The organism is Calditrichia bacterium (genome assembly GCA_020634975.1).
In the GTDB taxonomy this organism is placed as follows: Bacteria; Calditrichota; Calditrichia; order RBG-13-44-9; family J075; genus JACKAQ01.
In genome coordinates this window covers 427,274-442,838 of record JACKAQ010000001.1, presented here as the reverse complement: position 1 = coordinate 442,838, position 15,565 = coordinate 427,274, and the positions used below count along the sequence as shown (strand labels likewise).

At 45.0% G+C, this 15,565-nt stretch carries 12 protein-coding genes and 1 riboswitch; of the genes, 5 read left to right on the top strand and 7 right to left on the bottom strand.

The window, feature by feature from the left end; translation table 11 throughout:
* Positions 1–13: 13 nt before the first annotated feature.
* A riboswitch (TPP riboswitch) is annotated at positions 14–110 on the bottom strand.
* A gap of 171 nt (positions 111–281) precedes the next feature.
* The 3 genes from H6629_01775 to H6629_01765 all read left to right on the top strand — a co-directional run bounded on the left by H6629_01775 (position 282) and on the right by H6629_01765 (position 2,968).
* Positions 282–1,778: a glycosyltransferase family 39 protein gene (locus H6629_01775; GenBank protein ID MCB9066527.1), complete on the top strand. Its 1,497-nt coding sequence runs from the start codon at positions 282–284 to the stop codon at positions 1,776–1,778.
* Positions 1,779–1,875: 97 nt separating this feature from the next.
* A complete protein-coding gene (locus H6629_01770) occupies positions 1,876–2,655 on the top strand; it encodes a DUF547 domain-containing protein (protein MCB9066526.1) in 780 nt (259 codons plus the stop codon).
* On the top strand, positions 2,642–2,968 hold the full coding sequence (locus H6629_01765) for a methylated-DNA--[protein]-cysteine S-methyltransferase (protein ID MCB9066525.1): 327 nt from the start codon (positions 2,642–2,644) through the stop codon (positions 2,966–2,968). The genes H6629_01770 and H6629_01765 overlap by 14 nt, the downstream gene beginning before the upstream one ends.
* A 3-nt stretch (positions 2,969–2,971) precedes the next feature.
* Here the strand turns inward: H6629_01765 and H6629_01760 are convergent, their stop codons facing one another.
* Positions 2,972–4,036, bottom strand: a complete 1,065-nt coding sequence (locus H6629_01760) for a hypothetical protein (GenBank protein ID MCB9066524.1) — start codon at positions 4,034–4,036, stop codon at positions 2,972–2,974.
* A gap of 646 nt (positions 4,037–4,682) precedes the next feature.
* Between H6629_01760 and H6629_01755 the strand changes: the two genes are divergently transcribed.
* Together H6629_01755 and menC are read left to right on the top strand one after the other, a co-directional pair.
* On the top strand, positions 4,683–5,129 hold the full coding sequence (locus H6629_01755; GenBank protein MCB9066523.1) for an MOSC domain-containing protein: 447 nt from the start codon (positions 4,683–4,685) through the stop codon (positions 5,127–5,129).
* On the top strand, positions 5,126–6,208 hold the full coding sequence (gene menC, locus H6629_01750; protein MCB9066522.1) for an o-succinylbenzoate synthase: 1,083 nt from the start codon (positions 5,126–5,128) through the stop codon (positions 6,206–6,208). The genes H6629_01755 and menC overlap by 4 nt, the downstream gene beginning before the upstream one ends.
* A gap of 84 nt (positions 6,209–6,292) precedes the next feature.
* On the opposite strand, the gene H6629_01745 is transcribed toward menC, so the two are convergent.
* The 6 genes from H6629_01745 to H6629_01720 all read right to left on the bottom strand — a co-directional run bounded on the left by H6629_01745 (position 6,293) and on the right by H6629_01720 (position 15,548).
* Entirely contained in the window at positions 6,293–8,056 is a 1,764-nt protein-coding gene (locus tag H6629_01745) for a TRAP transporter fused permease subunit (protein MCB9066521.1), read from the bottom strand.
* A 78-nt stretch (positions 8,057–8,134) separates the two neighbouring features.
* Positions 8,135–9,088: a TAXI family TRAP transporter solute-binding subunit gene (locus H6629_01740; protein ID MCB9066520.1), complete on the bottom strand. Its 954-nt coding sequence runs from the start codon at positions 9,086–9,088 to the stop codon at positions 8,135–8,137.
* Between the two features lie 47 nt (positions 9,089–9,135).
* The gene (locus H6629_01735; protein ID MCB9066519.1) at positions 9,136–9,603 is read right to left on the bottom strand and encodes a universal stress protein; all 468 of its coding nucleotides are present in this window, start codon (positions 9,601–9,603) and stop codon (positions 9,136–9,138) included.
* A gap of 39 nt (positions 9,604–9,642) precedes the next feature.
* On the bottom strand, positions 9,643–10,653 hold the full coding sequence (locus H6629_01730) for a hypothetical protein (protein ID MCB9066518.1): 1,011 nt from the start codon (positions 10,651–10,653) through the stop codon (positions 9,643–9,645).
* Between the two features lie 354 nt (positions 10,654–11,007).
* Positions 11,008–12,387 (bottom strand): sigma-54-dependent Fis family transcriptional regulator, encoded by a 1,380-nt coding sequence (locus H6629_01725; protein ID MCB9066517.1) that lies wholly within the window; start codon positions 12,385–12,387, stop codon positions 11,008–11,010.
* A gap of 14 nt (positions 12,388–12,401) precedes the next feature.
* A complete protein-coding gene (locus H6629_01720; GenBank protein ID MCB9066516.1) occupies positions 12,402–15,548 on the bottom strand; it encodes a HAMP domain-containing protein in 3,147 nt (1,048 codons plus the stop codon).
* Between the last annotated feature and the right edge of the window lie 17 nt (positions 15,549–15,565).

Below are 15,565 nucleotides of genomic sequence, written 5' to 3'. Positions count from 1 at the left end.
AAATACGTTTTGTCAATGTTCATGTCCGTCTTCCTCCGCCGGTATTATCCGGATCAGGTTCCAGGGTATTCTCTCAGTCCCGGTTTGGCGGGACACCCCTGACGAACATTTCAATCTAATACATCAGAAAATCATCTGCAACAATTCAGAAAATTTGCAGCGGATTGGTCTTTTATTTGTTGAACTATGAGCAGATGATTTTGTGTATTATGTTATTCCCGCAAAATTTTTTGGGACAAATATCAAAACTGCCGTTCATTTTTTCTGAAGGAAAATCCGCGATGCAGCGGGAAAATCGAAACCCACAAACACCACTAAAACAACAGTTTTGGCAGATACTGCCGGCTGTCATTTTGCTGCGATTACCGCTGCTGTTATTGCCCGGCGCCGGCCGGGATGAAGCACTGTATTGGTATTGGGCACATCATTTTGAACTGGCATATTCGCCGTTGTTGCAAATTGCAATCCGGTTGTTTGAATGGCTGCCGTTGCCGGATATTTGGGCGATCCGGCTGGTTTCGCTGGTCGCAAGCGCCTGCTCGCTGTGGCTGTTGGAGCAATTGCTGATCCGCCGAAAAATTAAAGATGTGCAACGTCGTTGGTTGCTGCTCGCATTGGCTGTTGCACCGTGGCAAACGTATGCCGGTGCAATTTTACACCCGGATATGTTGTTGCTCGCCACTCTTTTGGCATTCGTTTATTTCTCAGAAAAACAGGGATTTACGCTGGCAGCAATTTCCGCAGGATTGGCAATTTGGGCAAAACCGTCCGGAATTTTGGTGATTGCAATTGCGATCCTTTATTGGCTGGTGATTGATTCGAATACGTCGAAATTGCGAATAAAACGCATACTTTTGACGTTGGGTACGGCGCTTCCGGTTGCGATATCTGCGAATTGGCAGATGGTTCAGGGTGTTCTGGAATTTGGAAAAATCGGTGATCAGGTTTCATTATTGCATGTTTTGCCGATCCAATTGTTGGGGATCGTTGTTCTGGGAGGTCCGGCGATGGTTTATGTTGCATGGAGAACCATAACGCCGTTTGTTTCATTTTTTCATCGCATTTTTTCTGAGATAACCCAAATCCAGTCGCTGCGCTGGACATTGCCGATGGTGATTTCAACCGCATTTTTCGCCGCATTTGGCGGCGCAATTCTCATTACCGGACAAATAAAAGCCAACTGGATGTTGCCGGCATTTGTAACGTTGCTGCTGCTTTGGCAAAACGAATTTCCAATCCCATGGCTGAAACGATTGACGCTGGCTTCACTGGTGTTGAGTATCGGATTTGGGCTCGGATTTCAGCTTCCCGGGTTTGCCGCAGCGATCGAAAATCGTTTTCCGATATTGGGAACCAGTTATTCAGTGCAGGCCGGTGACCGCGAAGCCCGGGTTTCTGCAACCCGTAATTGGGCAAACCGGGTGCAGGAATATCAAGCGCTGCAACCGTTTGCCGCAGATGTGGTGCAACAGTGGCGGGCAAACCAGCCAACCCAATTCCCGGAATGGATTTTGAGCGATGATTACGGGTTGGCTACCCAGCTTGTTTTCGCGTGGCAACAGCCGCAAATTCCAATTTTCATTACAGGCGATTTGCTGTTTAAACACCGGTTACCGGAAAATAACAGCGCAATTTTCAAAAAACCGGGTTTGGAACTGACTGTTTTGAACGAAAGCCGGATAAATTTTCCGCAGTTGCAGGAAATACTGGCTCCAGTTCCATTGCCCCATCCGTACGCGAGCGGATTTGTGCAGTTGCATTTTCTTTCGCTCAATTGATTTCTTTGATGAAAACGTCAGATTTTCGTGATATTTTAGGATTTGCCAAACCGTATATTGGTGGAAAACCAATTTGCCATCAACCATGGAGATGTTCATGAAATCGTATCTGTTTAAAATTGTGATGTTAATCGCTGTTGCTTTTGGGATATTCGCACCGAAAATGTTCGCGCAAAATAGCGAATCGGCGGATAACCTTCACCAAACGTTTGATGGATTGCTACAAAAATATGTGCACGGCAATCGATTTGATTATGACGGTATCTTCAATAATAAAAAGGATTTACAACAGCTGTTTGATTATGTGAATTTGCTGGAAAAACAAAATCCCGCCAGTTGGGAAAAGAACGATGCGCTGGCATTCTGGATAAATTTGTATAATGCAGCAACGCTGGAACTGGTGCTGCAAAATTATCCATTGAAGAGCATCAAAGATATCGGCGGATTGTTCAGCTCGCCGTGGAAACGGGAAGTGGTAACTGTTGCAGGGCGAAAACTCACTCTCGATGCGATTGAAAATGATGTGATTCGCAAAGAATTTGGCGACGCGCGAATCCATTTTGCGGTCAACTGTGCGTCAATCGGCTGTCCGCCGTTGGCAAATTTTGCGTATTCTGGTAAGCTATTGGATGCCCAATTGAACGAAAATACCCAACGCGCACTAAACGATCCGAATTGGGTGGAAATTACAGAAGATAAAATATTGGTCACAAAAATTTTTGATTGGTACAAAGGGGATTTTGAAACCGATGCCGGCAGTGTCCGCAAATTTATTGCAAAATTTCGCCCGGCGGATCAACAGAAAATTTTCGATGACAGCCGAAAAATTGAAACAATGGATTACAACTGGAATCTGAACCAATTTGAAAAGAACTGACAGCTATCAAAAAATATGGGCGGTTGTCAGGCAAATTCCGTACGGAAAAATTGCCACATATGGACAGATTGCCCGGCTGGCCGGATTTGGCGGTCAACCGCGTTTGGCCGGTTACGCATTGCACAACACGCCAAACGATGTTGAGATCCCCTGGCATCGGGTGATAAACGCTCAGGGGAGAATTTCTTTGCCGAAAGAAGATGGGCGGTATGATTTGCAGAAAACGTTGCTGGAAGCAGAAGATGTGGTTTTTATCGGTGAACGTGTTGATCTGGAGCGTTTTCGATGGCATCCAGATCAACACGTTCGGTGATGGCTAACGCCAAAATTTGTTCAGTTTTTGAGTTTCATTTTCTGCCGGGAAATACCGGTGGTAAACAAGGTCAGAAAGTTCGATCGCATATTTATCGTAGCGATAAATATTATTAACGTGGAAATATTCTTCCAGTTTTTCGCTCGCTACTTTCCAGTCCGGAATATCATTCAAAAAATCGATCAGATAATCAAACTTGGATTCATCCTTCCGGAACAGTTTTTTGACGAACTGTTTGCGATGTTTAACTGTGATTAAGTCATTTAAATCCAAGAGTTTACCATTGTTTAATTTTGTTGAAACCAACTCCGCTAACTGGTCAACGGCTGTGGCAGGTTCCCGATTTTCACTGCCGTTTTTCGGAGCAGATTTTAATGAGTTATCTTCAAACATGCTGCGTGAAGATAAAAACCGTTTTTCTGATCGTACTGAACTGACAGTGGTGTATTCTGGCATCTCTTGTTTTCCTGTTTTAATGGATTGTTTCTTCTTTTCTTCCTGATTTTGCTGTGCAAGTGTTACAGAAACCTGAACGCTTTCAATTGTTTTAAGTGTCTGATTTTCTTTGATTTCTGACGTGTTTTCAGCCGGTTTTAACTGGCTGTTTGTGTCCTCAATTGTGCTGATAAATTTAAATTCTTTGCTGAAATCGATGGTTGTCGGCATAGCCCATTCGTAATTTTTGGGCAATTCAAAACAACCAAACCGGTGCCGCCACTCGCGAATCAACTCTACCAGTTCAAATATGGAAATGTGTTGCTCATCTCTGTGCATTTTCAATTGGAGATGTGTGGCAAATTTTTGCAGGCAATCTTCCGGGAAGACCATCGATAATGCGTTTTCAAAATAGATTTCCGGCATTTGCGGCGAAAACGGGGCTTTCCACGAGATGAGCGCCTGAAAATAACGCTGATTGGGATGGCGTTTTGCAACAACCGTGTTGCGGGCTTCTTCCGTTACATCGATAGCAATCAGTTTTGCGTTTCCGGTCACCGGATGCTGGCTGTCAGAAACAAAACATTTGCCATTTAAAAAATGGAGCTGGGTATTGAAACTTGATTTACCCACGCCAAAAACGTTTTCAAAGATTGATAAAGCTTTAGAAAACAGTGGGGTGGCGTTTTTGGTCCGTCCCATTGTTTGATAGAGGGAAGCAATGCGTACCAGAGACAGTGCAACGTCCGGGTTGGACCCGCCTGCATCTGATCCGGCAAGAATCGATCTGAAATCCGCAACCGCCAATTTTATCGCACGCGTAAAATGAGCTACCTCAATTGTGGTTAGCGGCACTTCCATTTGCATAACAAGCTCCTATCCCTGGTTAAATCCCTGTTAACGACTACTCAATTGCCGTTCCATTGGCATTTACATATTCAAAAACCTGGAAAAAATGTGGGTGATGGCGAAATTTTTAGGAGGTGTGTCTATTTTTAATACGCCAACCAATATCCGATAGCGGATATTGCCCCCCAACATTTTAACCCGATTGAACGAATACGCATGACCAATAAAAGAAAAATCAGGCATAGGGAATGTAATCTTAATCATAAATTTGGCAGGTTTGTTTTTAAAATGAAGCAATTTCCAAAAAGCGTAAAAATTGAATATTGTTTATTACAAAATGGATGAAATAATTTAATAACCTGTTTTTCCGGTGATTTATTTGATTTATCATGCAAATGAATTATTGAAATACTGAAAAGGAGCGGTGTAAATGGCGTCTGGAAAACTGGAAGCAATTTGGCTGAAACGGATGAAATCAGGTCCGATGGATGCTTATAGCTTTACGGATTTAGTTGCAAATCGCGGGATTGCCGGAAACACCAATCAGGGTGGCAAACGGCAGGTCACGATTATCGAAAAAGAACTGTGGGATGAGTTGAAAACAACACTCTCCGAAAAAATAGAGCCCAAAATGCGGCGCGCAAATCTGATGGTTAGTGGAATACAATTGACAAATTCCCGTGGGAAAATATTGCGGATCGGCGATTGCCGGATACAGATTCGCGGCGAAACCCGTCCGTGTGAACAAATGGATGCAGCCTATCCGGGGTTGCGCGAAGTGTTAAAAAGCGATTGGCGCGGCGGTGTGTTTGGAGAAGTGCTCGATAACGGTGTGATCGCCGTTGGCGATCCTGTCAGTTGGGATACCACCGAATGAAAATTCTGGAAGCCCGGGTGTTTGAATATTGTCTGCCGCTCACGCAACCGCTCAATTTGATGGGCACTGAAATGCGCGACCGACGGGGATTTTTGCTCGAATTCCGGGATGCAACCGTTAATTGCGGATTCGGTGAAATTGCCCCGTTTCCGGGATTGCATTCGGAAAAATTATCCTCTGCGGCGGAACAATTGCGGCAGGTTTGCAGTCTTTGGCCGGGTGGGAAATCGTTCAACAATTTAGATGAATTTTCAAAATTTGTTTCCAGTAATTTCAGTGAAAACAAGCATTTAGCGCCGTCTGTCCTGTTCGGTTTGGAAATGGCGTATCTTAACCTGCGAGCTGCGACAGCGAAAAAAACGGTTGCAAAAATTCTTAATTCGGATGCGCGACAAACCATATCTGTCAACGGATTGCTGACCGGCGTTTCCGCCGGAATAGATGCGGAAATCGAACGAATAATAGCTGAAAAATACACTGCGGTAAAAATGAAAGTCGGTCGTGCGGATACTGACACAGAATTGGAATGGATAGCGAACGTAAGCAAAAAATTGCCAACAACAGTAAGCCTTCGGCTAGATGCAAATCGCCGCTGGACGTTGCCGGAAGCGGTTGCGTATGGCAAATTATCGGGGATCGAGCGGATTGAATACATCGAGGAGCCGTTGCAAAATCCGGCAGATCTGGCAGAATTTCACCGCCAAACCGGATTGCCGCTGGCGCTGGATGAATCACTGAACGGTGCAGATCTGGAAAATTTCCAGATTCCGGAAGGCACTGTCGCGTTCATCTTGAAACCGTCTGTTCTTGGGATTTCCGGCACGCTGAGGTGGGCGGAATTTGCGAATAAAAACGATGTATCTGTGGTCATCAGCAGTGCGTTTGAATCCGGATTAGGGTTGGCGATGCTCGCGAATATTGCCGCCGCAGTAAACGTTGCAGATGTTCCGTCCGGGCTCGATACCTGGCGATGGCTGGCGAGCGACATCATTTCATCGCGATTTTCAGTGAATATGGGAAAATATCACATTTCAAAACCCGTGCTGCCGGAAATGGCTATTTTAACTCGCAAATTTTAATTCATTTTACCAAAAAAAAAGCCGGGCAAGTGTTGCGTCTGTCCGAACGCTTGCCCGACTGCTTAGCTTGGTTTTTTTCAGATATCAGATTACTTCTTCAGAATCTGCAATTTTACTTTGTTTTGTTTCAAAGCCAAACCAGCCTTTGACAGTATCAAACCATGCAAAGCTGAAGAAATAGGCGTAAACATAAGTGCCGATTGCAATCATCACGAATGCTTTGGCAATATCCCACATATCACCTTGCAGTGTAAAGCCGGGAACGTAGCCAAATAAAAACGGTGCTAAATATAGATATTTCCCGAACTTGAATGCAGCAAAAGCTGTTCGCCACATGTTGGCATTGGCAATGGTTGCTCCGGCAAAAGCGGCGATACAAACCGGTGGCGAAATGTTGGAATCCTGCGATAGCCAATAGACAATCATGTGTGCAGCAAGCTCGTTAACCCCAAGGTGGGTGAGTGCCGGAACAGCAACCACAGCCGTTAACAAATAAGCCGCTGTAACTGGAACGCCCATCCCCAAAATAAGCGATGCCAACGCAATGAACATAATTGTTAACACCAGATTGCCGTTAGCCAGCTCGATAACGATATCCGCGAACGTAAGAATCAATCCGCTGAATGTCAGCATCGAAATAATAATCCCGATGACACCAACCGTAGCACCGATTTTCAGACTGCTTTCTGTGCCCATTCGTGCAGCTTCCACAAATTTTGTGGGGGTCATTCGGGTATCTTTATTAAAATAACTGACAACGATACTGCTGACAATGCCCATTACCGCTGCAAATCCTGCAGAATAACCGACGAGCATCAAAATGGTGATCAACACCAGCGGTGCAATGTAATACCATTCTTTTTTGAAAATAGACATTGCGGTTTGTTCGGATTTTTCACCCCGGATATTATACATTTTTGCTTCGTAATGAACCATCACATAAACGCTGAAGAAATACATAATTGCAGGAAAAATAGCTACCAACATGATGTATGAATATGGCAATCCGGTAAGTTCCGCCATAATAAAACCGCCAGCGCCCATGACCGGCGGCATAAACATTCCCCCGATCGATGCAGCCGGTTCGATGGCGCCGGCAATATGTGGTCGAAAACCTACTTTTTTCATTAATGGAATGGTGAAAGCTCCGGTTGAAACTGTATTGGCGATGGCGCTACCGGATATCGAGCCGAATAATCCGGATGCAATAACCGCAACTTTGGCAGGTCCCCCAACCCTGTGCCCCACAGCTGCGATGGGAAAATCGATGAAAAAACGTTGTGCGCCGGATCGTTCCAGAAATGCGCCGAACAGAACAAATAGCAACACATACGTTGCCAAAACATTCGCCATAATCCCGAAAACGCCATCTTCTTTAAAAAATATAGTGGTGCAAATACCCAAAAAGCTGTCGCCAAAGTGGGCGATGATGTCCGGGAAATATTGCCCGTAAACCCCGTAAATTAACATCACAGCGCCGATGATGACGAACACGGTGCCCACTGCCCGCCTGGCGATTTCGATGCCGATGAGTACCCCGATTGCCGAAACGATCTGATCCAGTTGCGTTTCTGCGCCAGCGCGATAATTGATGGCTTCGAAATTAAAAATCCAGTATAAAACGGTAGCGCCGGATAACAACATCAGCACATAATCCAGCACCCGCAAATATTTGTTTTCGGATTTGTAGAGCATTAAAACGAGAATGTAGGTGACAAAAACATAAATCCCGCGGTGGTATTGGGTTGCAGCAGGAATCCATACGGCGGAAAGCGAATAAAACAAGACTAAAAATACTGACAATCCGCTAAATATATATTGCTCGATTTTGTTAAGTTTTTCAAACAAGATTTGCCTCCAACGTAACAAATTTATTATCGGCGGAGTGTATCTTTGCTCCGCCGATAATGGCGTTCATTCAGAACATCACTTCTTAATTACACCTTTTTCTGTCCAGAATTTTTCTGCGCCGGGGTGGAACGGTGTGACCACGCCGGTAGGCGCGCTTGCTGCAGTCATGCCTTTGGCAGATTTGTGAACTTCGACCATATACTTGAGTCCTTCTTCGCTGTATACGGTTTGCAGCAATTTGTAAACGTCATCTGCGCTTACATCGCCGCTAACGACCCAAAGTGCAGCATCCTGAAATGTGTTGACCGCTTCGGTTTGTCCGGAATATGTATTTGCGGGAATCGTAAGTTTTCCGAAATACGGATATTTTTCGAACATTCCAATTTTTTCGCCAACTTTATACAGATCAAGAATATCTACATCGCTTTGCAGTGCGGCTTCCAGAATGGATGCATTCGGATAACCAGCGAATACCCAAAAGGCATCTAACTGATTGTTTTTAAACGCATCAGCTGCCTGGCGATACCCCAGATTTTCGCGACTCATCGTCTCCCAAATGCCCAGTTCGGTAAAAAACAGTTCGGCATTTGCGGCAGCGCCGGAGCCAGCATTACCAACACCAACCCGCTTATCTGCGAGTTGTTTTGGATCGGTTATACCAAGCTCTTTGTGAACAACCAGTTGAGCCGGTGCGCCATACAAAAATGAAATCACATAAACATTTTCATATTTCGTTTCGTCGTTGGTGAGTTTGCCATTGCGGGCAGCCCAAACGTGACCGGAATATGCAATTGCAAATGATGATTTGTTGCTGTTTATCAACCGGATGTTTTCGATTGAACCACCGGAGGAGCTTGCCAAAACGCGCATTTTGGCATCTTTGGAAAGCGTTGCAATTGCGCTGGCATAATATTGAAAGGTGCCACCCGACGGACCGCCGGAAAACTTAAACACCTGTGCAAACGTTGCACCGCCGGTGATTACAGATATCAACAAAATGCTGAGTACTATTTTCATATTTTTCGACATAATACTTACTCCATTGTTTTGTGAACAGCTTTTTCAGCGATTGAGCATCATTCGCTGAATTTACGAACAACCAGTACGTTACAAGTTGCGCGTCGCACTACTTTTTCGGTTGTGCTGCCATAGAAAAAGTCGTGCAGTGCACTCATCCCGCGCGATGCGATGGAAATGAGATCGATGCCGGATTCTTTCTCCTCTTTCAGAATTTCATCGTATGCTGCGCCAGCACGGACTTTCAGCGAATACCGGATCGAGCGACCATCGATGTATTTCTCCGCAAAGCGTTTTAGTTCTTTTTTTGCGTTTGTATGCATGTCTTTTTTAAGCTCGTCAAATTTGTCGTCGTCGAGAAAAAACAATGGTTTACGGGTGATATCGTCTGTAATGACGTGCAAAAATATCAACTCCGAGCCACTGCCTTCTGCGATTTTGATCGCCTGTTTGACGGCAATTTTAGAGCTCTCGATGCCATCTTCGGAGAAATCTGTCGGGACAAGAATCTTCTCTGGTTTAAACATATTTCCACCAAGCTAATTAGTCATGAATAAATTGATGAATTAAAATACAATCTGCCAGACGGTATAAAACGCTGTGTTTTTCACGCTTTCGCCTTGTTCCGAAGGGATAACAATTGCGGCCGTCAGTTTGTGATTTACTTTTCCGGAGAATTGTTTGTAAACAAAACCGGCAGTAATATCGTTAACGCCGTCTTCATCCACGTCCGTATTCGGATCGAAAGTTTCAAAACGACCAACAATTTCGATATTCGGGGTTACTTCAAACCCACCAAATACATAGTAGCCCATTGTGGTTACATCTTCAGCACCGCTTTTATCAACCAATCCAACTAATTCAGCTTTCAAACGGAACGGACCGGGTTCGTAATAGGCATAACCGGAGTAGCTTGTCCATTCTTTTACGTCTTTGTTACCAACGCCAAAATGACCACCAACTTCCAGACCTTCAACACTTTTCGGTGCAGCAATAACCATCACATCAGCTGCAATATCTCTTAATTGAGCTTCTCTGGGAGATGTTCTTTCGTGGCTAATCACATTTGCAGCACCGCTGCCATTGTGGAAGAACACGCGACCGGCATATTCGCCAGTAGCTGATTTGGCTTCAGCCTGCACACCGTAATCACGGAAATCGGATCCAATTGTTCTTGCTGCCCAATAATTTGCGACTCTGGGGCGCTCAACAATATCAATTTGTGAGTGAGACGTCAAACCACCGCCGCGTACACCGGCACCTACAAAACGTCCCATACGAACATTAAACTGTTTGCTGAAATGGTATTCAAGTCTTGCATCCAATAGTTTCGGGTCGGTTAATTCAGCCTGAACCATTGTTTTGAATTTAGAGTTGATAGTAGCATACCAGCGAGCACGAACACGACGGAGCCCAAACCCTAAAAATGCTGAATCTGCAGCCTGGTAACTCACCCACGACTGAACCGTACCACCAACTTTGTGTTCAACTTTCATGTCTTCGTCACCGGCAAACATCGAACCTGAGAGTAAACATGCAAACAGTAAAATAACAGACAGACGCGTAAACAATTTCATACAGCCTCCTAAACGTTTAATTGAGATATGAAAATGAAAAAGTAAGAGTAACTACAAACCAAACATCAACATCATCGATGGTCGTTTTTGCAATGGGTGTGCCAAGTGTAACAAATATCACATGCAAAATTAGTAATTTTGTATCGATTGAAACATCGGTTGGAAGGGCTACTGTTGGATTTCGATTTTATAAGCTGTTTAAATGCTGTAAAAACAGAGTTTTATGACTAGATAGTGGCAACGGTGTTCTGAAACCGGGGCGGTTTTTGGCAGGTGAATAAAATATTAATCGAAAATAATAAATCGGCAACTGATGCAAAAAGGGTGGTGAATTTTGACCGGTTCCGGTCAATTTTAGCCACCCGAAAGCCCATATTTTGCAATTTTATAGCGCAGTGTTTCCCGGGGGATTTTCAAAATCCGGGCTGCTTGACTGGCATTATCTTCGGCAATCTTTAGTGCATGTTTGATTAACTCCGCTTCCATATTGAACAAAATTTCGTCCAGCGGAATTTTACCGAGCATCTGGTTTGCGGGTGGCTCCGCCGTTTTTTCCGCAGGATTATTGCTTTTGACAGATAAATTAAATGAATCAATCAATTCCGATTGATGGAGAATGCAAATTCGCTCGACCAGATTTTTAAGCTCGCGAATATTGCCCGGCCAGTTGTAATTCAATAATTCCTGAGATGCAGCCGGCGATAGCTGTTTCGGTTTTTTATTGTATCGTTTGCTAAACTGGGCTAAAAAATAATGCGCCAAAATCAGAATATCATTACCGCGATTCCGCAATGGCGGCACTTCGATGCGCAATACATTCAGCCGGTAATACAAGTCTTCGCGAAATTCTTTATCGGTTATCGCCTGATGCAAATCTTTGTTGGTTGCGGCGATGATCCGCAAATCTACCGTAATATCTTTCGTGCCGCCAAGTCGCCGAAAGGTTTTGTGTTCCAAAACCCGCAACAATTTTGCCTGCAGCGACGGGCTCATTTCTCCGATTTCATCGAGAAACAGCGTGCCGTTATCCGCTTTTTCGAGCAACCCTTTTTTGGTGCTTTGCGCATCGGTGAACGCGCCTTTTTCGTAACCAAACAGCTCGCTCTCCAACAAATTTTCCGGGATGGATGCGCAGTTAACTTCAACAAAATCAAATTGATGGCGTGGGCTAAGGTTGTGCAACGCCTGCGAAATCAGCTCTTTTCCCGTGCCGCTTTCGCCGGTGATCAGCACCGTTTCCGAATCGTATTTGGCAAATTCCAAAATCTGATGTTTCACTTTTAAAATTTCGGCGCTGTCGCCCAAAATGGTGTTCAATCCGGTGGGTTTGTGGGTTTGCAGCAACTGCTTTACCCGCTCTTTGAGCGCCTGCGTTTCCAGCGCCAGTTTCACAATTAATTTAATGGCATCGGCTTTAAACGGTTTTTTGATGTAATCATACGCGCCCAGTTTTATGGCTTCCACCGCAGATTCTACCGACGCAAATCCGGTGATAATGATCACCAGCAAATTCGGCTGAATTTGCTTTAGCTGCCGTAAAATATCGATACCGTTCATATCCGGCAGATTCAAGTCCAATAAAACCAATGAGAAATCGCTGTTTTGAACCGTGGCAATCGCTTCTTTTCCGGAGCTGCACAAAAATATCCGGTGATGTTCTTCCTGCAAAATATTTTGCAAATTCAGCCGGATAAACTCCTCGTCATCGATCACTAAAATATTGTGTCCACTCATAAAATCTCCAAAAATTATCCGGTTATCACTCCGGTGGTTTCCGCGGTCAGCGGCAAATAAATCGTGAAAATTGCGCCGGAACCCACTTTGCCGCCAACGCGAATCACCCCATTCTGGGCGGAAATAATGCTGTAAGTGGTCGCCAAACCCAACCCGGTGCCCTTTTGTTTTTTCGAATAAAACGGTTCAAATATTTTTTTGCGTTCTGTGGGCGGAATACCGGGACCGTTATCCTGCACCCGAATTTTGAGCCAACCGTTTGCCGCTATCGATTCCGCGTTTTGCACCAACACGGGAATTTTATTGATCAGCGATGTGGATACCCACAACCTGCCGCCATCCGGCATCGCCTGAATCGCGTTGATGAACAAATTGAGCAACGCCTGGCGCATCCGGTCTGCATTTATCAACGCATCGGGCAACTGTTCGTCCAATTTTTTGGTAACGATAATGCCGTTGTTGATAAATTGTGTGTCGATAAATCCCAACACATTTGAGATGATATCGTTGATATTCGACAACTTCAGTTCACCGGCAGATGGATGCGTATAAACTAATATTTCGTGAGTTAGTTTTTCCAGTCGCTCAATTTCTTCCAGCGCTTTCGCAACCAGATTCGCAACATCCGGCTGACCGGCAAGCCTGTCGTGCAAATTATCCAGAAAAAGGCTGACGCCCGTCAGCGGATTGCGGATTTCGTGCGCAATGCTGGCGCCGAACCTGCCCAGCGATGCCAACCGTTCCAGTTGCTGAACGTGATCATCGAGCTGTTTCCGTTCGGTCACATCTTCAATAATAATGATGCCGTCGTTGGTCGGTTCGTTCCGTTTAATCAGCGATGCCAGAATATTGAGGAATTTCAACCCGTTTTCGGTTTCCACTTTTACGTTGTAATTGCTGTACGAACCGTTCTCGAACAGCCTGTCCTTCACTTCCTGAATAACGGACAGTGTTTCGATAGACATTTGCGAATTGGGGTTGAACATCGCGGGATTGCCGCTTTGCAGAATTTTACTGGCCGCGCGATTGAAGCTGGTAATCCTGCCGTTGCTATTTATCGTAATTACGCCGTTTTGCATATTGCTGATGATATCTTCCACAAAATTGCGCTGGTTAATCACCTCCTGATACAGCCGGGTGTTTTCGATCACCCGCGAAGCCTGGTTCGCCAAAATCTGCAGCGAGTTGATGTCCGTTTGGGTTATCGGATTTTTCGATCGCACTTTATCCGCGCCCAAAATCCCGATAATTTTTTCCTTCACCTTTAGCGGCACATACACAAACGAGTTACTTTTTGTGAAATTATAGATTTTTTTATCCAGCTCCGTTGCCTCCGGATAATGCGCAAAATCTTCCACATAAATAATGCGCCCTTCGCGCACCACCCGCGTTTCGATGCAATCGTATCGTTCCAGATGATAGCGGGAACGGCGGGCGTATTTCTCATTTTCTGCGTTAAAACCGTGGGTTTCCGTGCATTCCAGATATTGCTGCTGCTCATCTATCAAATACAAAATGGTCCGGTCGAAGCCAATACTGTTGATGCAATGCTCCAAAATTAACCGGATAACCGTGTTCATATTAAATGTTGTGCCCAAAATATTGCTGATGCGCTGGATGCCCTGCAAAATTTTGATCTGGTATTCCAGCTCATTGGCGTATTTTTCGGTTTCGGTTTTGGATGACCGCAATTCGGAAATGGTCGAGAGCAGTTGAAAGCGGTTTTGGTCGAGTTTATCTGCCATATCGTTAAAGCTCACCGCCAGCGTCCCGATCTCATCTTCCCGGTTGATGTTGATGCGTTTTTTGAAACTGCCGTTGGCAATCTGGTTCGCCACTTTGGTGAGATGGATGATCGGTTTGGCAAAGCCATGCGATAAAATAATCGATACCACTAGCGTGATGATAATCGCGATTCCCACAATCCACCACAGCCGGTTTCGCACCAAAGCTAACGTTGTAAGTATTTCATTTTCAACAAATTGCGCCGGTTCGTTAAAGCCGTAAATTTCTGCGCCAACCGTAATTCCCCCAAAAATGCCGTGCCGGGAAAACGCGCCTTTTTCATACAAAATTGGCGCGTACGACATAATTTTGGAAACGCCACCCACATTTTTGGTGATGACGGTGCCGCGCTCTTTTTGGCGAACGGCGTTGGAAACAATCGGATAATTTTCATGAATAAATCCGGCGGTATCCAGATTAAACGGGATAAATCCGCCATCGATCAAATCTTCGGGTGTATCCGCTGAATATGCTTTTATCCAGCGTCCGTTTTTATCCACCCCGCGAATATCCCACAATTTGGGATGGGTGATAATCCAGCCCTCGTCATCAAACATGAACGCGTAATTTCCGGAATTGTAAATGGGAAACGAGACTTTTTCTGTGCTCAACGGCAGCACATGTTGGGTAAATTCCATCAAATGGCGTTGATCCAACCCCAGCGTAACCATGCCCGAAAATTTGCCATCGGTGTACAGCGGCGTTGCAAAACGAATAACGCCGTCGTAATGAATTTTGGTGTTGCGGATCGCTTCTTCGGGATTGGCAAAACCTTGCAGATGCTCCGGTTCGCTGATGTAAAATCCGGTCAACCGCGACACATAAATTTCGCCGGGCGGCAAATCGCGGGTTTTCACAAAATAATCTTCTACCAGATAAGTTGTGTTTTCGGGGCTGCGAACATTTCGTAACTGGTTTTCCGGGGTAATTTTGCCATTCCGGATGTTGATCTGCTCATTACCGTTGGCATCGATAACGGTAATTTCTTTATACAACGGCAATTTGCCGCTGTGCACATCCGAATATGCTTCCCAAACCTGAGACGTTTTTTGTTTCGCGAACAGCGCCAGCCGTTCCTGAGATAGATTGGTTTTGGCAAGATATTGCAAATCTGTTTCAACTTTCAGCAAAAAATTCCGCACGGATTCGGCGATGTAATACGCCTGCATCTCCAGCGCATCGATGGTTCGTTGGTTTAGCGCGTTAGTTGTTCGTTTGCTGATGTCCTGCCCGGCTTCATCCACTGTGTGCAGGGTGTAAAATCCGATCGTCACCAGCGGAATAACCGTCAACAGCATCGCCAGAATGACAATTTTTCTGAAAATGCCAAATCTGCCGTTCAATTTGAAATTCTGGTTAAGTAGCTGATTATTCATAGTTTATGCGTCAGTTA